The organism is Pseudomonas sp. B40(2017), from assembly GCF_002112855.1.
Taxonomy (GTDB): domain Bacteria; phylum Pseudomonadota; class Gammaproteobacteria; order Pseudomonadales; family Pseudomonadaceae; genus Aquipseudomonas; species Aquipseudomonas pharyngis.
In genome coordinates this window covers 637,388-657,922 of the sequence record NZ_NEIT01000001.1, presented here as the reverse complement: position 1 = coordinate 657,922, position 20,535 = coordinate 637,388, and the positions used below count along the sequence as shown (strand labels likewise).

The 20,535-nt window shown below is 59.2% G+C and carries 19 protein-coding genes and 3 tRNA genes; 8 read left to right on the top strand and 14 right to left on the bottom strand.

The features are described 5' to 3' along the window. Window positions 1-21: 21 nt before the first annotated feature. The 9 genes from hbdH to CAF76_RS03025 all read right to left on the bottom strand — a co-directional run bounded on the left by hbdH (window position 22) and on the right by CAF76_RS03025 (window position 10,845). A complete protein-coding gene (gene hbdH, locus CAF76_RS03065; RefSeq protein WP_007952053.1) occupies window positions 22-795 on the bottom strand; it encodes a 3-hydroxybutyrate dehydrogenase in 774 nt (257 codons plus the stop codon). Window positions 796-802: 7 nt separating this feature from the next. Next, entirely contained in the window at window positions 803-2,194 is a 1,392-nt protein-coding gene (locus CAF76_RS03060; RefSeq protein WP_085646778.1) for a GntP family permease, read from the bottom strand. A gap of 273 nt (window positions 2,195-2,467) precedes the next feature. Next, the gene (locus CAF76_RS03055) at window positions 2,468-3,883 is read right to left on the bottom strand and encodes a sigma-54-dependent Fis family transcriptional regulator (RefSeq protein ID WP_085646777.1); all 1,416 of its coding nucleotides are present in this window, start codon (window positions 3,881-3,883) and stop codon (window positions 2,468-2,470) included. Window positions 3,884-3,923: 40 nt separating this feature from the next. After that, entirely contained in the window at window positions 3,924-5,498 is a 1,575-nt protein-coding gene (locus tag CAF76_RS03050) for an ABC transporter ATP-binding protein (RefSeq protein ID WP_085646776.1), read from the bottom strand. A 13-nt stretch (window positions 5,499-5,511) separates the two neighbouring features. Continuing rightward, entirely contained in the window at window positions 5,512-6,534 is a 1,023-nt protein-coding gene (locus tag CAF76_RS03045; RefSeq protein WP_085610438.1) for an ABC transporter permease, read from the bottom strand. Beyond that, window positions 6,534-7,595: a microcin C ABC transporter permease YejB gene (locus CAF76_RS03040; RefSeq protein WP_007952064.1), complete on the bottom strand. Its 1,062-nt coding sequence runs from the start codon at window positions 7,593-7,595 to the stop codon at window positions 6,534-6,536. Before CAF76_RS03040 ends, CAF76_RS03045 begins: the two co-directional genes overlap by 1 nt. Then, window positions 7,595-9,463, bottom strand: coding sequence for an extracellular solute-binding protein (locus tag CAF76_RS03035; RefSeq protein WP_085646775.1), 1,869 nt, complete (start codon window positions 9,461-9,463; stop codon window positions 7,595-7,597). The genes CAF76_RS03040 and CAF76_RS03035 overlap by 1 nt, the downstream gene beginning before the upstream one ends. 134 nt (window positions 9,464-9,597) lie before the next feature. Continuing rightward, window positions 9,598-9,879 (bottom strand): peptidylprolyl isomerase, encoded by a 282-nt coding sequence (locus CAF76_RS03030; RefSeq protein ID WP_007952068.1) that lies wholly within the window; start codon window positions 9,877-9,879, stop codon window positions 9,598-9,600. A 96-nt stretch (window positions 9,880-9,975) separates the two neighbouring features. Then, on the bottom strand, window positions 9,976-10,845 hold the full coding sequence (locus CAF76_RS03025; protein WP_064596978.1) for a triacylglycerol lipase: 870 nt from the start codon (window positions 10,843-10,845) through the stop codon (window positions 9,976-9,978). A 340-nt stretch (window positions 10,846-11,185) separates the two neighbouring features. Here CAF76_RS03025 and CAF76_RS03020 point away from each other — a divergent pair, with 340 nt between their 5' ends. Continuing rightward, the gene (locus tag CAF76_RS03020) at window positions 11,186-12,298 is read left to right on the top strand and encodes a hypothetical protein (RefSeq protein WP_256579582.1); all 1,113 of its coding nucleotides are present in this window, start codon (window positions 11,186-11,188) and stop codon (window positions 12,296-12,298) included. 61 nt (window positions 12,299-12,359) lie between these two features. Here CAF76_RS03020 and CAF76_RS03015 read toward each other — a convergent pair whose 3' ends face one another. Beyond that, window positions 12,360-13,436, bottom strand: a complete 1,077-nt coding sequence (locus tag CAF76_RS03015) for a 3-deoxy-7-phosphoheptulonate synthase (RefSeq protein ID WP_064596977.1) — start codon at window positions 13,434-13,436, stop codon at window positions 12,360-12,362. 616 nt (window positions 13,437-14,052) lie between these two features. Between CAF76_RS03015 and CAF76_RS03010 the strand changes: the two genes are divergently transcribed. The 7 genes from CAF76_RS03010 (at window position 14,053) to CAF76_RS02980 (ending at window position 18,221) form a co-directional block, all read left to right on the top strand. Beyond that, a complete protein-coding gene (locus tag CAF76_RS03010; protein ID WP_085646774.1) occupies window positions 14,053-14,496 on the top strand; it encodes an N-acetyltransferase in 444 nt (147 codons plus the stop codon). Window positions 14,497-14,623: 127 nt separating this feature from the next. After that, the gene (gene uvrY / locus CAF76_RS03005) at window positions 14,624-15,265 is read left to right on the top strand and encodes a UvrY/SirA/GacA family response regulator transcription factor (RefSeq protein WP_032829778.1); all 642 of its coding nucleotides are present in this window, start codon (window positions 14,624-14,626) and stop codon (window positions 15,263-15,265) included. 2 nt (window positions 15,266-15,267) lie between these two features. Next, complete coding sequence (uvrC, locus tag CAF76_RS03000; RefSeq protein WP_085646773.1) at window positions 15,268-17,091, top strand: excinuclease ABC subunit UvrC; 1,824 nt, start codon at window positions 15,268-15,270, stop codon at window positions 17,089-17,091. A gap of 32 nt (window positions 17,092-17,123) precedes the next feature. Further along, window positions 17,124-17,684, top strand: a complete 561-nt coding sequence (gene pgsA, locus CAF76_RS02995) for a CDP-diacylglycerol--glycerol-3-phosphate 3-phosphatidyltransferase (RefSeq protein WP_064596971.1) — start codon at window positions 17,124-17,126, stop codon at window positions 17,682-17,684. A gap of 60 nt (window positions 17,685-17,744) precedes the next feature. Beyond that, a tRNA-Gly gene (locus CAF76_RS02990) sits at window positions 17,745-17,820 on the top strand. Between the two features lie 46 nt (window positions 17,821-17,866). Continuing rightward, window positions 17,867-17,940, top strand: a tRNA-Cys gene (locus tag CAF76_RS02985). A gap of 194 nt (window positions 17,941-18,134) precedes the next feature. Next, a tRNA-Leu gene (locus CAF76_RS02980) sits at window positions 18,135-18,221 on the top strand. A gap of 81 nt (window positions 18,222-18,302) precedes the next feature. On the opposite strand, the gene xerC is transcribed toward CAF76_RS02980, so the two are convergent. From xerC to CAF76_RS02965, 4 genes are all read right to left on the bottom strand, one after another. Beyond that, window positions 18,303-19,337, bottom strand: a complete 1,035-nt coding sequence (gene xerC / locus CAF76_RS02975) for a tyrosine recombinase XerC (protein WP_085646772.1) — start codon at window positions 19,335-19,337, stop codon at window positions 18,303-18,305. Beyond that, window positions 19,338-19,547 (bottom strand): DUF4224 domain-containing protein, encoded by a 210-nt coding sequence (locus CAF76_RS02970; RefSeq protein ID WP_085646771.1) that lies wholly within the window; start codon window positions 19,545-19,547, stop codon window positions 19,338-19,340. It lies immediately after the preceding gene. An 88-nt stretch (window positions 19,548-19,635) separates the two neighbouring features. Beyond that, window positions 19,636-19,791 carry a hypothetical protein gene (locus CAF76_RS28695; protein WP_178076149.1) on the bottom strand — a complete coding sequence of 52 codons (156 nt, stop codon included), beginning with the start codon at window positions 19,789-19,791 and terminating at the stop codon, window positions 19,636-19,638. Window positions 19,792-19,821: 30 nt separating this feature from the next. Beyond that, on the bottom strand, window positions 19,822-20,433 hold the full coding sequence (locus CAF76_RS02965) for a hypothetical protein (protein WP_085646770.1): 612 nt from the start codon (window positions 20,431-20,433) through the stop codon (window positions 19,822-19,824). Window positions 20,434-20,535: the final 102 nt, after the last annotated feature.

Below are 20,535 nucleotides of genomic sequence, written 5' to 3'. Positions count from 1 at the left end.
TGGCTCCCACAAGGGCAGGGCTTACTGCGCCAGCCACCCGCCATCGATGTTCCACGCTGCGCCACGCACCTGGCTGCCGGCCTCGCTGCACAGAAACAGCACCAGCTCACCCAGATGTGCCGGGGTGACGAACTCCAGCGACGGCTGTTTCTCTGCCAGCAGGTCGTGTTGCGCCTGCTGCGGGTCGACACCCTTGGCTGCGCGATCATCGATCTGCTTCTGCACCAGCGGCGTCAGCACCCAACCCGGGCAGATGGCGTTGCAAGTGACGTTGCTGGCGGCGGTTTCCAGGCCGACCACTTTGGTCAGGCCGATCACCCCATGCTTGGCCGCTACATACGCGGCCTTGCCGGTGGACCCGACCAGACCGTGCACCGAGGCGATGTTGACGATCCGTCCCCAACCCTTGGCGCGCATGCCCGGCAGACTGAGGCGGGTGCTGTGAAACACCGACGACAGGTTGATGGCGATGATCGAATCCCAGCGCTCCACCGGAAACTCTTCCACCGCCGCGACGTGCTGGATACCGGCGTTATTGACCAGAATGTCCACGCCGCCGAACTCGCGCTCGGCGTAGGCGATCATATCGGCGATCTGCGCAGGGTCGCTGACGTCTGCCGGGTGATGGCCGACCTTGCCGCCGAACTGTTCGACTTCGGCGATCACCTTCGACGCGTCGCCAAAACCGTTGAGGATCAGATTGGCGCCAGCCTTGGCCAGCGTCAGGGCAATGCCCAGCCCGATGCCGCTGGTGGAGCCGGTAACCAGTGCGGTCTTGCCAGAAAGAGTCGTCATCAATACCTCACACAATGCCAGTGGCGTAGAAAGTGCCGATCACCACGAAAACCGCCAGGGTCTTGATCAGCGTAATACAGAAAATGTCCTTGTAGGCCTCACGGTGAGTCAGGCCGGTGACGGCGAGCAGGGTGATCACCGCGCCGTTGTGCGGCAGGGTGTCCATGCCGCCGCTGGCCATCGCGGCCACCCGGTGCAGCACCTCCAGCGGAATGTTGGCGGCATGGGCGGCGCTGATGAATTGTTCGGACATCGCTGCCAGCGCGATGCTCATGCCGCCCGAAGCGGAACCGGTGATACCGGCCAGCAGGGTCACGGTGATCGCTTCGTTGACCAGCGGATTGGGAATGCTCTTGAGCCAGTCGGCCAGCACCAGAAAACCCGGCAACGAGGCGATGACGGCGCCGAAACCGTATTCAGAGGCGGTGTTCATTGCCGCCAGCAACGCACCGCTGACTGCACTTTTGCTGCCTTCGGCGAGTTTGCTGCGAATCGCCTGGAAGCCGAACGCCAGCACCATCAGGATGCCGACCAACAGGGCTGCCTGCACCGCCCAGATCGCCGTGAGTTTGGCGATCTCGGTGGTGACCGGCGCGGCCATGCCCGGTAGCGCGAGGCTGTGGGTCTTGCCGTACCACTGTGGAATCCACTGGGTGAACAGCAGGTTCATGATGCCCACCGCCAGCAGCGGCGAAAGAGCGATCCACGGGTTTGGCAGTTTCAGGTCTTCGGCGGTTTCCGGTTCGTTGCGCAGTTCGGTGCCGTAGCCTTCACCGGCACGCTGCGCCTTGTTGCGTTGACGTTGCAGGAACAGCATGCCGGCGCAGAACACGAAAATCGTGCCGATCACACCCAGCCACGGCGCCGCCCACGCGGTGGTGTTGAAGAAGGTGCTGGGAATGATGTTCTGGATCTGCGGCGTACCGGGCAGGGCGTCCATGGTGAAGGAAAACGCGCCGAGGGCGATGGTCGCCGGGATCAGGCGCTTGGGGATGTTGCTCTGGCGGAACATTTCCGCTGCGAACGGGTAGACCGCGAACACCACGACGAACAGCGAAACGCCGCCGTAGGTGAGCAGGGCGCAGACCAGCACGATCACCAGCATTGCCTGGCGTGTGCCGAGCAGACGAATCGCTGCGGCAACAATCGAGCGGGAAAACCCCGACAGTTCGATCAGCTTGCCGAACACCGCGCCGAGCAGGAACACGGGAAAGTAGAGTTTGATGAAACCGACCATCTTCTCCATGAACACCCCGGTGAAAGCAGGGGCGACGGCAGACGGGTCGGTGAGCAGGACGGCGCCGAGGGCGGCGATCGGGGCAAAAAGGATAACGCTGTAGCCACGGTAGGCCGCGAGCATCAGCAGCGCGAGGGCTGCCAAGGCGATGATCACACTCATGGTGTGCTCCTTCGATTGTTATTTTTGTGGGTGGAACGGGTGTAGCCGAGGCCATAGCGAGAACTGTGCCAGCTAGTTAAGTTGTTGAAATAAAAGGAGTTAGTTTGATTTTTGGCGACGGTCTTCGGGGTTGTGTCTCGGTTTAGAGACTTCTATGACTGAGAGGACGCTTTCGCGGGCAAGCCCGCTCCCACAGTTGAACGCATTCCCCTGTGGGAGCGGGCTTGCGCACGAAGCTTTTGATGTTGTCCCTCTATGGAGAATGATGTCTCTTTAATGAGACTCTGCTATTCCGAGAGCAATCATTTTCTTGTAAAGCGTCGACCGCCCAAGTCCCAGCCGCTCAGCCGCTTCAATCACCTTGCCCCCGCATTGCGCGAGGGTCGATTGAATCAACTGTCGGTCAAACCGCTCGCGGGCCTGACTGAAAGTCTCGTTGGTTGCCGGCTCTGCCAGAGGCGTCAGCGTTCGCTCAACCGGAGTAAACGTGCCAATCGCCGCACGAATGTCATCCGCCGTCAGCATCAAGTCATCACTGAGCAACGCCGCCCGCTCCAGCACATTGCGCAGCTCGCGGATATTCCCCGGCCAGGCATGCTGACCCAACAGCTCAAGCGCTTCACGGTTGAGTTCGTGCTGACTGCGCAGCTCTTCAAGAATCGCCTCACTGAGCGCCGGCAGATCATCCAGCCGCTCCCTCAGCGGCGGCACCTGAATCGGAAGCACGTTGAGCCGGTAATACAAATCCGCGCGGAACTCGCCACGCTTGATAGCCGCTTCCAGATCCGTCGAGGTCGCGGCGATCACCCGAACATCGCTCTGGATCACGTCGTTGGAGCCTACAGGCTCGAATTCCTTTTCCTGCAACACCCGCAATAATTTGCTTTGCAGCGGCAGCGGCATGTCGCCGATCTCGTCGAGAAACAGCGTCCCGCCCTGAGCGATCTGCAACTTGCCGGTGCGGCCCTTGCGGTCTGCGCCGGTGAAGGCGCCGGGCGCGGTGCCGAAGAACTCGGCCTCGAGCAGCGCCTCGGGAATCGCTGCGCTGTTGATGCTGACGAAGGCCTTGTGCGCCCGTGGCGAAGCACCGTGGATGGCCTGCGCCAGCAATTCCTTGCCGCTGCCGGTTTCGCCCAGCAACAGAACCGGCGACTCGGCACTGGCGCTGCGACGGGCACGGCGTTTGACCTCCAGGCTGGCAGCGCTGGTGCCGATGAAGTGGGCGAAGTTGTATTTGGTCTGCCGGGCGCGCAGCAGCGAACGGGTCGAGGCCAGTTCTTCCTGCATGCTCAGGTAGCGTTTGAGCATCGGCGACAGCGTGCGCAATTCGTCGAACAGGGCAAAACCGATGGCGCCGATCACTGATCCGGCGTCGTCATGGATCGGCAGGCGCATCACCACCAGTGGTTCCTTCGGGGTGTCTTGCATGTCCAGCAAAATCGGCCGCCCGGTGCGCACCACTTCGCGCAGCAGGCTGCCGGGGATCACGCTTTCGCAGGGTTTACCGATGGCCCCGGCGGCGGAGTCGAGACCGAAGCGCCGGGCGTAGCGCTCGTTCATCCAGACGATGTTCGCATCGCGGTCGACAATCACCGTGCCTTCACTGGATTGCTCGATGATCTCGAACAACGAACGGATCGCCAGCGTGCGGACCCGTTGGTAATCCTTGAGGCTTTCGGTGGTGTTCATGGCGGCGTCCATTGGCGGAAGTCAGGTGGCGCGATTATGCCTATCCCGGATGCGCCGCCGCCAACAGCTCTTTGGTATAGGGATGCTGCGGTGAGTCGAACACGTCATGGCTGGCGCCGCGTTCGACCACCTTGCCGTCCTTGATCACGATCATGTCGTGGGCCAGTGCCCGCACCACAGCCAGGTCGTGACTGATGAACAAATAGGTCAGGCCGTGTTTTTCCTGAAGCTGGCGGAGCAGGGCGACCACCTGTTTCTGCACGGTACGATCCAGTGCCGACGTCGGCTCGTCGAGCAGGATCAGCGCTGGTTTGAGCACCAGCGCCCGGGCGATGGCAATGCGCTGACGCTGGCCACCGGAGAACTCATGGGGGTAACGATGGCGGCTTTCGGGGTCGAGGCCCACTTCCTTGAGCACGCGGATCACCTGATCGTCGCACTCGTCGGCGGTGGACTGGCAATGCACTTCCAGCCCTTCGCTGATGATCTGTGCCACCGACATGCGCGGGCTGAGGCTGCCGAACGGATCCTGAAACACCACCTGCATCTGCCGGCGCCACGGTCGCATCTGCTTCTGGTCGAGACCGTCGAGTGCCGTGCCCTGGAAGCGAATGCTGCCCTTGGAGTCGAGCAGCCGCAGGATCGCCTGACCGAGGGTCGACTTGCCCGAACCGGACTCGCCGACGATGCCCAGCGTCTTGCCACGCTGGATGTTCAGGCTGATGCCGTCCACCGCGCGCAGGTATTGCTTGCGCTGGAACAACCCGCCGCCGACGGTGAAATCAACCCGCAGGTCATCGACTTCCAGCACGTTCTCGCGTTCGTCCCGGGGCAGCGCTTCGCCCTCCGGTTCCGCATTGAGCAACACGCAGCTGTAAGGGTGTTTCGGCTCGGTGAACAGCGTTTCGCACGGCGCCTGCTCGACGATTTCCCCAGCCTTCATCACGCACACCCGCTGGGCGATGCTGCGCACCAGATTGAGGTCGTGGCTGATCAGCAGCAGCGACATGCCAAGGCGCCGTTGCAGGGACTTGAGCAGCACCAGGATCTTGCGTTGCACGGTCACATCGAGGGCGGTGGTCGGTTCGTCGGCGATCAGCAGTTCGGGTTCGCAGGCCAGGGCCATCGCGATCATCACCCGTTGGCGCTGGCCGCCGGACAGTTGATGCGGATAAGCCTTCAGCCGTTCTTTCGGCTTCTGGATGCCCACCAGTTCCAGCAGTTCGAGGATCCGTGCCTGGGCCTCTTTGCCGCCGAGACCACGGTGCAGTAACAGGGTCTCGCCAATCTGCTTTTCAATCGTGTGCAACGGATTGAGCGAGGTCATTGGCTCCTGGAAAATCATGGCGATGCGATTGCCCCGCAGGTCGCGCAGGGTCTTGGGATCAGCGCCGACCAGTTCCTGGCCACGATAACGGATGCTGCCGGTGGTCCGAGCATCGCATTCAGGGAGCAGTTGCAGGATCGAATGGGCCGTCACAGATTTCCCCGAGCCCGACTCGCCGACCAGTGCCAGGCACTCGCCGGGGCGGATGTCCAGGCACAGGTTCCGCACCACGGTCTGGCCGTGGAAGGCGACGCTGAGGTCACGGATTTCGATCAGGTTGTCAGTCATATCAAGGGTCCGTTCATGAGCGCGGGTCAAAGGCATCGCGCAACGCTTCGCCGATGAATACCAACAGGGAAAGAATCAGCGCCAGGGTGAAAAACGCGGTCAACCCGAGCCACGGCGCCTGCAGGTTCTGCTTGCCCTGACCGATCAACTCACCCAGAGACGCGCTACCGGCAGGCATGCCGAAGCCGAGGAAGTCCAGCGCGGTCAGGGTCGAAATCGCCCCGGTCAGAATGAACGGCAGGTAGCTCAGGGTCGCGTTCATTGCGTTGGGCAGGATGTGCCGGACAATCACTTTGCGATCGCTCAAGCCCAGGGCCCGGGCAGCCTTGACGTACTCAAGGTTGCGTCCGCGCAGAAACTCGGCGCGGACCACGTCCACCAGCGCCAGCCAGGAAAACAGCGCCATGATCCCCAGCAGCCACCAGAAATTCGGCTCGACGAATCCCGAAAGGATGATCAGCAGGTAAAGCACCGGCAACCCCGACCAGACCTCCAGCAAACGCTGGCCGAGCAGATCGACCCAGCCCCCGTAATAGCCTTGCAGGGCGCCGGCTGCGATTCCGATCAGGGCGCTGACGAAAGTCAGCATCAGGGCGAACAGGATCGACACCCGCGCGCCGAAGATCACCCGGGCCAGGACGTCGCGCGCCTGATCGTCGGTGCCCAGCCAGTTGACCGAAGTCGGCGGGCTCGGCGCCGGTTTGTTGAGGTCGTAATTCGGGGTGTCGTCACTGAACGGAATTGGCGGAAACAGCAGCCAGCCACCGTCCTTGCGGATCAGCTTCTGCACGTAATCGCTGCGGTAATCGGCCTGGAACGGCAGTTGTCCGCCGAACTCCTGCTCGGTGTGGCGCTTGAATACCGGGAAGTACCATTGGCCCTGATAACTGACGATCAGCGGCTTGTCGTTGGCGATCAATTCGCCGCCGAGACTGAGCAGGAACAGCCCGATGAATAACCACAGCGACCACCAGCCCCGGCGGTTTTTCTTGAAGCGTTCGAAGCGGCGACGGCCCAGAGGCGAGAGCTTGAACATCAGGCGTTCCTCGCGGCGAAGTCGATGCGCGGGTCGACCAGCGTGTAGCACAGGTCGCCGATCAGTTTTATCAGCAGGCCGAACAGGGTGAAGATGAACAGCGAGCCGAACACCACCGGATAATCACGGGACACGGCCGCTTCGTAACTCATGCGCCCGAGGCCGTCGAGGGAGAAGATCACTTCGATCAGCAACGAACCGGCGAAGAACACGCTGATGAACGCCTGGGGAATACCCGACACCACCAGCAGCATCGCGTTGCGGAATACATGCCCATAGAGCACCCTGTTTTCGCTCAGGCCTTTGGCGCGCGCGGTCACCACGTATTGGCGGGTGATTTCATTGAGGAACGAGTTCTTGGTGAGGATGGTGAGGGTGGCGAAACCGCCGATCACCAGTGCCGTGACCGGCAATACCAGGTGCCAGAAGTAGTCGGTGATCTTGCCCAGCGTTGACAGGGATTCGAAGTTGTCGGACACCAAGCCGCGCACCGGGAACCAGTTCAGTGAGGTGCCGCCGGCGAACACCACGATCAGGAACATCGCGAACAGGAATGCCGGCATGGCGTAGCCGATGATGATCGCCGTGCTGCTCCAGATATCGAAATGGCTGCCGTGGTGCACGGCTTTGCGGATGCCCAGCGGGATCGACACCAGATAAGTGATCAGCGTCGCCCACAGCCCGAGGGAAATGGTCACCGGCATTTTCTGCAGGATCAGGTCGGTGACCGTGGCGCCACGGAAGAAGCTCTTGCCGAAATCCAGCTGCGCGTAGTTCTTGAGCATCAGCCACAGGCGTTCATGGGCCGGTTTGTCGAAGCCGTACTGTTTTTCGATGTCCTTGATCAGTTGCGGATCGAGGCCGCGACTGGCGCGGGACGTGCCGCTCATGGTCTCGCTCGCCCCGCCGCCGACGCTGGCGCCGCCAATGCCTTGCAAGTGGGCGATGGCTTGTTCAACCGGACCACCTGGCGCGGCCTGGATGATCACGAAGTTGACCAGCAGAATGATCACCAGCGTCGGAATGATCAGCAGCAGGCGCCGCAGTATGTAAGCCCACATCAGTGCGGCCCTCCAGGTCTGCCACGGCTGATTTTCTCGGCCGTCATCTGCTGGTTGGTCAGCGGCGTGCTGCTGATTTCCCACCAGCTCTCGATCGCTTCGTCATTGCTCGCCTGCACGGTGGGAATGCCGAAACGGTTCCACCACACGGTGGACGTGCCCGGCGGGTAGTAGTTGGGAATCCAGTAGTAGTTCCATTGCAGAACCCGATCCAGTGCATGGGCGTAACGCAGCATATCGGCCTGGGTCGAAGCGCGGATCAGGCCGTTGATCAAGGTGTCGACCGCCGGGTTCTTCAGCACCATGTAATTGTTGGCACCGGGGTCATTGGCCGATGCCGAACCGAAGTAGTTCAACAGTTCGCCGCCGGGGGAGGTGGTGACCGGGTAACCAGTGACAATCATGTCGTAGTCGCGGCTCATCAGACGGTTGACGTATTGCGAGGAGTCGATGCGACGGATGTCGAGGTTGATGCCGATCTGTTTAAGTGTGCGCTTGTACGGCAGCAGCAGACGGTCCATGCCGTTCTGGCTGACCAGGAAAGTGAAGCTCAACGGCTCGCCACGGTCGTTGACCAACTGGTCGCCATCGGGTTTCCAGCCGGCCTGTTCCAGCAGCTCCAACGCTTGCAGTTGTTTGTCGCGGATAAGGCCGCTGCCGTCGGTTTTCGGCGCTTCGAAGACCTGGGTGAACACCTCGTCGGGAATCTGTCCGCGCAAGGGTTCCAGAATCTTCAGCTCGGCGGCATCCGGCAGCTGGCGCGCGGCCAGGTCGGTGTTGGAGAAGTAACTCTGCTGGCGAATGTACATGTTGCGCATCATCTGCCGGTTGCTCCATTCGAAATCCCAGAGCATGGCCAGGGCCTGTCGAACGCGGCGATCCTGGAACATCGGCTTTTGCAGGTTGAACACGAAACCCTGGGCCGACTGCGGTGCCTCGGTGGCCAGATGAGCCTTTTGCAGGCGCCCGTCGCTCAGGGCCGGACTGTCGTAACCGATGGAGTAGCCGGTGGCGGAGAATTCACGGTTGTAGTCATAGGCGCCACCGCGCAAGACCTGGCGGGCAACGTCGGTGTCGCCGAAGTACTCGATGCTGAAGTGATCGAAGTTGTACAGGCCACGGCTGACCGGCAGGTCCTTGCCCCACCAGTCGGGATTGCGTTCGAAGGTAATGCTGCGCCCGGAGTCGACTTTGCCGACCCGATACGGACCGCTGCCCAGCGGCGGTTCATAGCCGCCACCGCCAGCGAAATCACGGGTCTTCCACCAATGTTCGGGAAATACCGGCAGGGTCGCGATGTCCAGCGGCAGGGTACGGTTTTCGTTGCTCTTGAAATCGAAGCGCACGGTCAGCGGGGCTTCGACTTCGACGCCTTTGACGTCGGCGAACTGGGTGCGATAACGCAGGCTGCCCTGGGTCATCAGCAAATCATAGGTGTAGCGCACGTCTTCGGCGGTGATCGGCTTGCCATCGGCGAAGCGGGCTTTTGGATTGATAAAGAAGCGCAGGGACAGGCCGTCATCCGAGCGTTCCATTTTCTGCGCCACGAGGCCGTATACGGTGTAGGGCTCGTCGAGCGAGCGCTGGGCCAGCGGGGAATACAGCAGGCCGTCTATCTGGCTGACGCCGATGCCTTTGTCGATATACGGCAGCACATGATCGAAGTGGCCGATCTCGATGGCCGAGCGGCGCATCGTCCCGCCTTTTGGCGCCTGGGCGTTGGTGTAATCGAAGTGACTGAAGCCGGGCGGGTACTTTGCCGGTTCGCCATAGACGGTCATCGCATGCAGCGGTGCGGCGTCCACACCAGTGATCCCAAGCAGCAGGGTTAGGGCAGTGAACATCAATGTCGGGAAAGCCAGTCGCATTGTCAGCCTTAAAGCCGGGTAATCGATAAGCGCAATTTGTACGCGAGCGGCGCGCCGTTCGCCAGCGGTGCGGTGTAACCAAAACAAAACGGCCCGCCATCAGGCGGGCCGTTGCACAGCGGGTCGGGCTGAAATCAGTCCTGACGGCTGGTGACTTCCAGCAGGTGGTAGCCAAACTGGGTCTTCACCGGGCCTTGCACGACGTTGATCGGTGCGCTGAATACCACGGTGTCGAATTCCTTGACCATCTGGCCAGGACCGAACGAACCCAGGTCGCCGCCCTGACGGCTGGACGGGCAGGTGGAGTTGGCCTTGGCCACTTCGGCGAAATCAGCGCCACCTTCGATCTGGGCCTTGAGTTCGTTGCACTTGGCTTCGCTGGAAACCAGGATGTGGCGGGCAGTGGCTTTAGCCATGGGGAAATTCTCCAATCAAATCGATAAAGGGTGGAGCCTACCGGATTCAGTGGTCGATTTCTCGGCAAAGTTCCGTTCGCTGGTCTGATGAGACATCTATAGATCAGCGGCTTGAAGGCGCAAGGCGTGCTCGACATAGAGACGTATCGAGTCGTTAGCCATGGCGTGGTGTCCGCTTGCCCGCCGCAGAGTATGCAGGTGATCGAGGGAGTAGTCGGAGCGGATCACGGTGCCCAGGTGAGAGCTGAAGCGACCGACAAGTCCGTCGTTCTGGGCGAGTTCTGTAATGAAGTATTCCGAGAGGGCGCAGCAGATGCCCTGGACAGGGTCGAGCGACGGCTCTTCGGGTTCGGGTACGACGCCGCTCCATGAAAAATAGCGAACGCCATTCACCCATTCTGCACCGTGACCGCCCCAGACCTCGGGCAGACCCTGCGGGTATTTGTCGTTGAAGTTGCCGACCCCCTCCGTTGTCAAGGCACCCAGCGCAGCCAGTGCGCTGTGCGGCAATGCCTTTTGCCCGCTGAGCAGTGACAGAAAATCGGCAAACCGGGTCGCTACATTCTGTGCCACGACCTCCGGAAGTCTTCCAGGTATCAACGCCTTGCGCAGGAAGTCCGCCAGTTCCGAGCCATGGTTTGGCCCGCTGACTGACGTAACAGACGCAACGTTGTGTGGGGCTAGCGCTGCAGCATAGCGTGCCGTGAGTGCGCCTTGACTGTGGCCGATCAGGTTGACTTTGGCCGCGCCTGTGCCCCTTAACACGGCGTTGATTTGCGAGAGCAGTTGCTCCCCACGTATTTCATTGTCATGGATGACCGACAGATGGGGCACAAACACCTGCGCGCCAGCAGCCTTGAGCGCCTGTTTTACGTCGTGGAACAGTTCGAACGGGCCAATGCGCTCGAATCCGAACAGGCCATGCACCAAAAGAATAGGATGATTGGTTGTCGCATTTAGTAGCATTTTTCGTCCTTGATCGCAGATGATCGTCGATGTTTTCTGCTTGCCACTCTAAAACAGTCGTGAGGCTGGGGATGCCTGAAGAATCGCCGTCATGCGTTGGAAACTGGATCAATGCGTGTATGAATTTTCACTGCTGCATGAACTCCGCTTCGGAACATTCAGACAGCTCCCGCCTCATCGAAAGTACTTTTCCCTTTTTTGCCTACTTCCTTTAGTGCGTTTGGTCATCACTCGAACAGTAAGGAGCTGACATCCGATCGGTGGTGAAGCGGTTTAAATGGAGGCTCTTCGACGCAGAGCTCAGGCGACGTGTCATTTCCAGGGAATGGAGAGGCAACTGATGAATGATTTACAAGCAGCGGTCTTGCAAGAAAAGGACACAGGGATGGAGGGTGGCAGCGTTCAGTCGTTCGGACCCTGTCGGGAGGGCGCAGGGGCTTTGCCGTTGCCGGCGCCCACACTGGATTCGATTGTCGGCGCTGTCGTTGATCCGTCATTGAGCAAGGTTGTCGTGCGGATTGCGCCCTGGCCTGGAATGGCATGCGGTGACAGGGTCGTGTTGAGCTGGCATGGTTTCGATACAGAAGGCCTGCCGTATCGGCACGACATTGCGAGATCCGTCAGTGAAAGTCAGCTGGGCAAGGATGTCGTTCTGATCGTGCGGGACGTTCACATCGCAGTATTGGACGGGGGCACGCTGGAGGTGTTCTGGACATTGAACAGCGTCACGAGAACGGCGCCTGGTTCTTCAATGCGTACGCTGCTGGACGTGGGAGACGTCCGCTACAGTCTGTTACCGGTCCTCGTGGAGGATGCCGTCGGGGGCAGTCTCGATCCGGCTCGCGTACCCGACGGAACGACTGCCATCCTTCAACCCTATGCCGGAATGAGTGCAGGCGACCGGGTAGAGTTGATCTGGCAGGGGCCTTCGCCGGAGGCATCATTTCGAGACATTCTTATCGTTGAGTTCTTTGCTGTCGGTCAGCCCTTGGTGTTCGGAGTCGCGCCCGAATTCATCGCTCCGCATTTGGGGGGCGAGGTGTTGGTTCACTACCGTGTAGAGCAGAAAAGCGGAGCCATTCGCGAGTCAGGCGCTACGCGGATCAGCATTGGCCCATTGGCACGAGATGTGCTACCGGCACCCCGAGTGCTTGAAGCGGAAGACGGCGTGCTTGATATGCATGACGCCACCGATGGCATCAGCGTGATGATAAGTGATGCGCAGGTGGAGGAGGGTGAGCTGGTTTATCTCAAGTGTGACGGCGAGTCGTTCTTCCACCGGGACGACCGCGAAATCATCGGGGGGATGGCCATGCAGCCGTTGGTTTTCATTGTGCCTTACCGGTTCTGGCGAGAGCATGTGAACACTGTTGTGCGACTGTCCTACTCGGTCGAACGGCTGGATGATGTCAGTCAGGAGTCCGCGGTGACACTGGTTCGCGTACAGGCTTGATCTAGCGTTGCGAACGTAGCCCGCCCTCCGCTTGAAATTCGGCGGAGGGCGGTGCTCATCATCAGACCGAAGTCTGTTTGCGCATACGGTGGGCGGCGTCCAGCAGCAATTGTCTCGTAGCATCGAACCCGAGGCAGCCATCGGTTACCGAAACCCCGTAGCGAAGCGACTCGCTCAAAGGCTGGCATCCTTCGAACAGGTGCGATTCAAGCATCATGCCGATCAGCGAGCGTTCGCCCTGCAAACGCTGCTCCAGTACATGATTGAACACGTCAGGCTGGCGAAGGGGGTCTTTGCCGCTGTTGGCATGACTGCAGTCGACCATTATTCGGCTCGGGATTTTCAGTCGGTTCAACTCGCTGTTGATCCTGGAAACGCTTTCACGGTCGTAGTTCGGCCCCTGATGTCCGCCCCGCAACACCAGATGCGTATCCGGGTTGCCGAGCGTCGGGACGATAGCCGGATGGCCCTGGCTGTCCACGCCGAAATGGCGATGGGGATGAGCTGCCGAACGCATCGCATCGACGGCAATGGCGACACCACCATCGGTTCCATTCTTGAAGCCGACCGGCATGCCGAGCCCGCTGGCCATTTCACGATGGATCTGAGATTCAGTGGTGCGGGCGCCGATGGCGACCCAGCTCAGCAAGTCGTCGAAGTATCCGGCGGCCATGGGTTGCAGCAGTTCAGTGGCGACCGGCAGTCCGAGGCGGATCATTTCCAGCATCAGTTCGCGCGATAGCGTCAGGCCCGCAGCCATGTCGTCACTACCGTCGAGATGAGGATCGTATGCCAGGCCTTTCCAGCCAACGGTGGTGCGAGGCTTTTCAACGTAGGCGCGCATGACAAGCAACATGTCCTGACGGACTTCGCTGGCCAGTTGTGCGAGCTTTTCGGCGTATTCAAGCGCGGATTCGGGGTCGTGTATCGAGCAAGGGCCAACGATCACCAAAAGGCGTTGGTCTTCACCATTGAGAATCGCTCGGACCGCCTGGCGGTGGGCAACGACTTGATTGTTCAGGGCATTGCTGAGCGGCAATTGCTGCTTGAGTTGCAGCGAACTTGGCAGACGCAGGGTCAGTGCTTCGTTGGCAGAGTTCAGCGTGGACAGTGGCAGAGCAGAAACGGACGAGTTCATATTCGGTAATTCCTGGGCGGACGGCGGGGGCTTCCCGCTTAATCGGCCCTACTGGGGTGTTCGACAATTGGCCGGATTGGCTACGTGTGTTGGCTTGCCACCTGTGGGTGACCGATCGGAGGCGGCAGGTTTTCCCGAGCGGAGGCTGGTAAATCGCCAGGCGGAAAAACTGTCGTAACGGTAATAAGTGGCGTAGTTCATTGGTTGAATCCTCAAAGTGTCTGGTGTGTTGCTGAAAAAAGTTCGGGCCTGAAAAAACAAAACCCCCGGTCGGGAGGCCGACCGGGGGTTGAGAAATCTCTGGTAGGCGACCCGTTCAAATGGGCGCCGGTTGGGTATCAGGCGCGCCAGTGGCTAAACCAATACCCAAAATAAAAGCTTGCTGGAGCCGAGGCACCGTTCACCCGGGCAGCCGCAACCGAGCGCGAGGCGCTGGTGGTATGAAGCTGTGAAAGGGCGTTGAACATGAGCTGTCTCCGATGAATGCGCCGAGCTTACTAGAGGCTGCTGCGCGTCAGCAATCAGAAAATGCTATTGGAGTAGCAAGAAGGACTTTATGGGTTGAGCGCTCGCCTGGGTGTGCCACACTCTGCTTTTGACGCGTATCGAGGCAGGAATGAGTTTTGAACTGCGCCAGGCAACGGCCGCCGACCTGTCGTTTGTGCGAGAGCTGACTTGCCGAAACATGCTCCGCTACTACATTCACTATGACTTGCTGTGGCAGGACAAGGCGTTCGATGTCGCCTGGGCCGGGCGCGACAACTGGTTGATCCTTCAGGAAGGCGAGTTGACGGGGTATTTCAGTCTGAGCCGTGATGCTCGGGCCCTGTATATCCGCGAATTGCAGATCATCGAGAGCGCTCAGGGCCAGGGCGCGGGATCCTGGGCGATCGATCAGGTTGTTGCGATGGCGCGGCTGGAGCGTCGCCCGGCGTTGCGCCTGACGGTGTTCAAAAACAATCCGGCGCAAAACCTGTATCGAAGAAAAGGAATGTTGGTGCAAGGTGAGGACGAGTGTTTCCTTCGAATGCAGCTTGACGTGAGTACACCTGTGCTCTGAAACGCACGTCCGGCAAGCCCTCGATGAAGAATTGAAACTTTTTATATGTCGCTTGCCGCTAGGTCTGCCCCGCACTTTTTGCTAAGGTGTCCGGCATCCCAATAAGACCATATCGCGAGGTGTCTGCTTGATTAGGGTGCTAGTGGTCGACGACCATGATCTCGTTCGTACAGGCATTACACGTATGCTGGCCGACATCGATGGCCTGCAGGTGGTGGGCCAGGCCGAGTCCGGGGAAGAATCCCTCATCAAGGCTCGTGAGTTAAAGCCCGACGTGGTGCTGATGGACGTCAAGATGCCGGGCATCGGCGGCCTCGAAGCCACGCGCAAACTGTTGCGAAGTCATCCGGACATCAAAGTGGTTGCGGTCACCGTGTGTGAGGAAGATCCGTTTCCTACACGTTTGTTGCAGGCCGGTGCGGCGGGGTATCTGACCAAGGGCGCCGGATTGCCGGAAATGGTTCAGGCCATTCGCCTGGTGTTCGCCGGCCAGCGCTATATCAGCCCGCAGATTGCCCAGCAACTGGCAATCAAATCCTTTCAGCCGACCAATGATTCACCGTTCGATGCGTTGTCGGAACGGGAAATCCAGATTGCGCTGATGATTGTCGGCTGCCAGAAGGTTCAGATCATTTCCGACAAACTGTGTTTGTCGCCGAAAACCGTGAATACCTATCGCTACCGCATTTTCGAAAAGCTCTCGATCAGCAGCGATGTCGAACTGACGCTGTTGGCGGTTCGTCACGGCATGGTTGATGCCAGCCTCTGACCATGACTGAAATATTCGATTCGGGCGCTTTCTTATCGACCGTCAGCGGGCGCCCCGGCGTGTATCGCATGTTCGACAGCGACGCGCGTCTGTTGTACGTAGGCAAAGCCAAGAACCTGAAGAAACGCCTGGCCAGTTACTTTCGCAAGACGGGCCTGGCGCCGAAAACGGCGGCACTGGTCGGGCGTATCGCCCAGGTCGAAACCACCATTACGTCCAACGAGACAGAGGCGTTGCTGCTTGAGCAGACTCTGATCAAGGAGTGGCGGCCGCCGTACAACATCCTGTTGCGCGATGACAAATCCTATCCCTATGTCTTTTTGTCTGACGGGCAATTCCCGCGCCTGAGCATTCATCGCGGGGCCAAGAAGGCCAAGGGTAAGTATTTCGGTCCCTATCCGAGTGCCGGGGCTATCCGCGAAAGCCTCAGTCTTCTGCAGAAGACGTTCTTCGTGCGTCAGTGCGAGGACAGCTACTACAAGAACCGGACCCGACCGTGCCTGCAATATCAGATCAAACGTTGCAAGGCACCCTGCGTCGGGCTGGTCGAGCCTGAGGTTTACGCCGAGGACGTGCGTCACTCGGTAATGTTCCTCGAAGGGCGTAGTCATGCGTTGACCAATGAATTGTCGACGGCCATGGAAGAGGCGGCGATCAATCTCGAATTCGAGCGCGCCGCCGAACTGCGCGACCAGATTGCCTTGCTGCGTCGAGTGCAGGATCAGCAGAGCATGGAAGGCGGAACGGGTGATATCGATGTGATCGCCGCATTCGTCAATCCGGGCGGTGCTTGTGTCCACCTGATCAGCGTGCGGGGAGGGCGGGTGCTTGGCAGCAAGAATTTCTTCCCCCAGGTCGGGATCGAAGAAGACGTAGCCGAAGTCATGGCTGCGTTTCTGGGGCAATACTTCATCAGCAGCCCGGAGCGCGACTTGCCGAGCGAGTTGATCGTCAATGTCGTTCACGAAGACTTTCCTGCGTTGATCGAGGCTATTCACACGCTCCGCGGACGCGAGCTGACCATCAGCCATCGGGTGCGCGGTACGCGTGCGCGCTGGCAACAACTGGCCGTGACCAATGCCGAACAGGCACTGGGTGCGCGGCTGGCCAATCGTCAGCACGTTGCCGCACGTTTCGAAGCGTTGGCAGAAGTGTTGAACCTCGACGAGCCGCCGCAACGGCTGGAATGCTATGACATCAGCCACTCCAGCGGTGAAGCGACGGTTGCTTCCTGCGTGGTGTTCGGGCCGGAAGGGGCAATCAAGTCGGATTATCGCCGCTACAACATCGAAGGTGTGACCGCTGGCGACGATTACGCCGCCATGCATCAGGCCCTGACCCGACGCTTCAGCAAGCTGAAGGAAGGCGAGGGCAAGTTGCCGGACATCCTGTTGGTGGACGGCGGCAAGGGGCAGTTGTCGATGGCGCGTGATGTGCTCAACGAATTGGCTGTTCCTGATCTGATCCTGCTGGGGGTCGCGAAGGGCACCACGCGCAAGGCCGGATTCGAGACTTTGTATCTGAATGATGCGGCGCATGAATTCACCTTGCGGGGTGATTCTCCGGCGCTGCATCTGATCCAGCAGATTCGGGACGAAGCCCACCGCTTTGCAATCACCGGCCACCGTGCTCGGCGCGGCAAGACCCGCCGCACGTCAACGCTGGAAGGCGTTGCGGGTGTAGGGCCGACCCGGCGGCGGGACTTGTTGAAACATTTTGGTGGATTGCAGGAGCTGTCTCGTGCAAGCATCGAAGAGATCGCCAAAGCACCGGGGATCAGCAAAAAGCTAGCAGAGTCGATTTATGCAAACCTGCATAGTGAGTAGAATGCCCATTCACCTCGTAGCCAGTTGTGCCGATGAATATCCCTAATCTGATTACCGTTCTCCGCGTCCTGCTCATTCCGATCTTCATTCTGCTGTTCTATCTGCCCTACCAATGGAGCTATCTGGCCTCAAGTTCGGTATTCGCCTTTGCGGCAGCGACGGACTGGCTGGACGGCTACCTCGCGCGACGCCTGGAACAAAGCACGCCTTTTGGTGCGTTTCTCGATCCGGTAGCCGATAAGCTCATGGTCGCCGTCGCACTGGTCTTGCTGGTGCAAGAGCATGGCAACCTTTGGCTCACACTGCCGGCAGCTGTCATTATCGGTCGCGAGATCGTGGTCTCGGCGTTGCGTGAATGGATGGCCGAACTCGGTGCCCGGGCTCATGTGGCCGTATCCAATCTGGGTAAATGGAAAACTGCTGCGCAGATGCTGGCACTGGTGATTCTCCTGGCCAACCCCAAGGCTTTCAGTTTCTGGGTTCTCATGGGTTATGCGTTGCTGATGATCTCTGCAGGTCTGACCCTGTGGTCGATGGTTCAATACCTTCGCGCAGCCTGGCCACATCTGAAGACCGATGTAGAAAAGAAATAAAACTTTTTTGAATCAAAGGGTTGACGGGGCATCTGGAATCTATAGAATGCGCCACACCAAGCGGGAATAGCTCAGTTGGTAGAGCACGACCTTGCCAAGGTCGGGGTCGCGAGTTCGAGTCTCGTTTCCCGCTCCAATTTGTACAACGTTTGTTGTTGCGCTACTGACAGCAAATGTTTTGAGGCCGAGTAGCAAAATGGTTATGCAGCGGATTGCAAATCCGCCTACGCCGGTTCGATTCCGACCTCGGCCTCCACTATAAACAAGCTCCGTAGATCCATGATTTACGGAGCTTTTTTATTTGCGTTGCAGTGAAAGATTTTGTCTTTGAAACGGCAACTGCAAACTTGCTTCACCGGGAAGTGATGTATATATTTCCCCCTCTGCTGCCAATGTGCAGTCCTGTCAGGATTGTGAATCGTCGTCAGCACAGTGCAACATCGCGCTACCGCCCGAATGGCGAAACTGGTAGACGCATGGGACTTAAAATCCCCCGCTCGTAAGGGCGTGCCGGTTCGATTCCGGCTTCGGGCACCATGAATATCAAGGGCTTGCGTGAGTTTACTCATGCAGGCCCTTATCATTTGCGCTCCGCAATTTCGGAGCCTGCTCCGCAACTCACTTGGTCGGGGTGACTTTTTTGCCGATCCTTTTTCGGATGTAGTTCTCCGTCATCACCACAGTTGTGTGCCCGAGCTGATCCTTGGCCTGCATGATGTCGCCGCTCGATTCTGCTTTATCGGTACCGGCCTTGGCACGAAGATCTCGCATCTGGAAATCTCCTTTTTCTACTCCTGCGGCCTCGCGCGCCGCGTCAAACCTCCCTCGCAACATGCTGCTGGTCATCGGCTGACCGTTGTCCATCACTATCAGCCTACTGGTCCTGATCATGTGTCCCGCCTTCCGGGCCAGGATTCGATCGATCACGACTTTCAACTCTCCGACAATCTCAATCCTTCGCTTTGCTCGCGTCTTGCCTTGCTGAACCGCTAGTTTGTTGTCCCGGATATCTTTTTCGTCCATTTTCAACGTGTCGGCGATGCGCTGGCCGGTTAGGTAGAACAGATCAAGCGCGTCTTTCAACGGCTGATCGGCGTGGCTATAGACTGCTGCAAGTACCTCGTCCTCGATGTAGGCATCGCGACCGGTCTCTTTGTGGCCTTTTACCCCGGCGCAAGGATTCGCCAGCGATGTGTAGCCACTTGTCCTGGCGAAGTTCCAGATTGCGCTCAGCAGTGCTTTTTCCCGGTTCGCCCTGACCGGTGCTTCTTTGCCACGCTTCCTGAGGTACTGAACGATGTGCTGAGGCTCGATTGCTTCGAGGGGGGCTGGCGGATCATCGAAAAACTTCAGTAGTTGCTTCAGCTCGCGGGCGTTGTCCCTTTGTGTGGCCGGCGCCTTCGTTGGAACTACTTCCTCCATATAGATATTGGCTACGTAGGCGAAGGTCAGCACGCTCTGAACAATTGCTGACGACGCGCGGCTCTTCTCCAGCTTGGCGTACTCGACGATTGCCAGTCCGTAATCGCTACCCAGTGGAATTTCTTTTCGTGGGGTGCCGCCGGTGTCGTAGTAGTAATAGACAGTGCCACTGCGCTGAGTACGCTTCCGTAAGCGTGTGACGCTGTCTGGCTTCGTTGGCTTTCTTCCCATTTATCCCACCAGCCGCGGCTGCCATTTCGGTTTCTCTGCTGCAGTTACAGGCTCACCGGTCAGGGCTGACGCCAACACGCATGGCCAGCCACTGCGCTTGATGGTGTGCCGTATTCCATTTCTTTTGAGAACCATCAGCTGCCCGGCTTTCGTTTTGGCTCCCGTGAGGGTGCAAACCTCTTCATGCGATAGAAATTGAATGCCTTCCATGATTAGCCTCCGTCGCTAGTCTTGAGTCGCGGTGCGTTAAATTCTTGACTCATAGGATTCTCCACGCCGCCGGCGGCGGCAGAAGGTTTTAATGAAGGCTCACGCTGTCCTGCCCTGGGGCGATGGCGCGAGCCTGTTGTTCGGTGCGGAAGGACATGTGCTGTTTGGTGCCGTTGCAGTCAGCGGTAACCCACCAGAGCCCGAACAGCTTGTGCGGGCCCTTGATGATCTTCGTGATGGTCATGGCGCACTTCCTTGCCCGGGTGGGCGGAGGTTACTGAGTGGCTTTCGCGATGGTTTGCTCGAAGCGCGCGGCGAGTCCGGCATTTACCTCGGCCTTCGCCTTGCTCTCTTCAGTGCCTTTGTCGCGGTGCAGCTGCTCGTATCGACGCAGGGTGGCGGCTGCCTCCCGCAGGTCTGCCAGCAACTCGTCGCGCTCGGCGGTCAGCTTGGCCGCGTGCTGGCGCAGCTGGTCAGCATCACCCATCCACTCCTCAGCCATGATTTCGAAGTGTTCCGCTGGCTCCCAGGGTGAGGGGATTACGTTCGTTACCCAGTCGTGCCAATGTTCGACGCTCTCACCTCGCGCAATGCGGTCTTGTTTCATTCGCTCGCCAAGGTCGTGTAATTCCTGGGCTCTCCGTTCGGCGTCCTCCTTGTTGAAACATGGATACTCTTCACCGGGACCAACGCTGTGGAGCGCCCAGAGCTGCGGCGCTGGCTCGGCAAGGATGCCGCGCAGCTTGAGGATATCGCTGGCGCTCGCGCCCGTTTGTTCAAGAGCTTTCAGGCCTTGCTCCGCCAAGGCGCGTGGCAATGTGACAACCTCGATCGCAGGAGCGGACGGAGCGGTGAGGATCGCGATTTGTTGTTCAATCGTGAGCACGGGAATTCCTCGCCCGCCGTACACCGGCAGGCATGAATTGTTGAAGTAATAGGTCCGGATCGCCGGTTACCGACGACTTTTATCTGAATTTTTTTTCAGTTA

Coding starts and splice junctions, on each gene's coding strand:
- CAF76_RS03060 (WP_085646778.1), bottom strand. CDS start 2,194: ATGAGTGTGATCATCGCCTTGGCAGCCCTCGCGCTGCTGATGCTCGCG.
- CAF76_RS03025 (WP_064596978.1), bottom strand. CDS start 10,845: ATGCTACTAAATGCGACAACCAATCATCCTATTCTTTTGGTGCATGGC.
- CAF76_RS03055 (WP_085646777.1), bottom strand. CDS start 3,883: ATGAACACCACCGAAAGCCTCAAGGATTACCAACGGGTCCGCACGCTG.
- uvrC (WP_085646773.1), top strand. CDS start 15,268: ATGACTGAAATATTCGATTCGGGCGCTTTCTTATCGACCGTCAGCGGG.
- CAF76_RS03050 (WP_085646776.1), bottom strand. CDS start 5,498: ATGACTGACAACCTGATCGAAATCCGTGACCTCAGCGTCGCCTTCCAC.
- CAF76_RS03015 (WP_064596977.1), bottom strand. CDS start 13,436: ATGAACTCGTCCGTTTCTGCTCTGCCACTGTCCACGCTGAACTCTGCC.
- CAF76_RS02970 (WP_085646771.1), bottom strand. CDS start 19,547: ATGGAAGGCATTCAATTTCTATCGCATGAAGAGGTTTGCACCCTCACG.
- CAF76_RS03030 (WP_007952068.1), bottom strand. CDS start 9,879: ATGGCTAAAGCCACTGCCCGCCACATCCTGGTTTCCAGCGAAGCCAAG.
- hbdH (WP_007952053.1), bottom strand. CDS start 795: ATGACGACTCTTTCTGGCAAGACCGCACTGGTTACCGGCTCCACCAGC.
- pgsA (WP_064596971.1), top strand. CDS start 17,124: ATGAATATCCCTAATCTGATTACCGTTCTCCGCGTCCTGCTCATTCCG.
- xerC (WP_085646772.1), bottom strand. CDS start 19,337: ATGGGAAGAAAGCCAACGAAGCCAGACAGCGTCACACGCTTACGGAAG.
- CAF76_RS03040 (WP_007952064.1), bottom strand. CDS start 7,595: ATGTGGGCTTACATACTGCGGCGCCTGCTGCTGATCATTCCGACGCTG.
- CAF76_RS03045 (WP_085610438.1), bottom strand. CDS start 6,534: ATGTTCAAGCTCTCGCCTCTGGGCCGTCGCCGCTTCGAACGCTTCAAG.
- CAF76_RS03010 (WP_085646774.1), top strand. CDS start 14,053: ATGAGTTTTGAACTGCGCCAGGCAACGGCCGCCGACCTGTCGTTTGTG.
- CAF76_RS03020 (WP_256579582.1), top strand. CDS start 11,186: ATGAATGATTTACAAGCAGCGGTCTTGCAAGAAAAGGACACAGGGATG.
- CAF76_RS03035 (WP_085646775.1), bottom strand. CDS start 9,463: ATGCGACTGGCTTTCCCGACATTGATGTTCACTGCCCTAACCCTGCTG.
- CAF76_RS28695 (WP_178076149.1), bottom strand. CDS start 19,791: ATGACCATCACGAAGATCATCAAGGGCCCGCACAAGCTGTTCGGGCTC.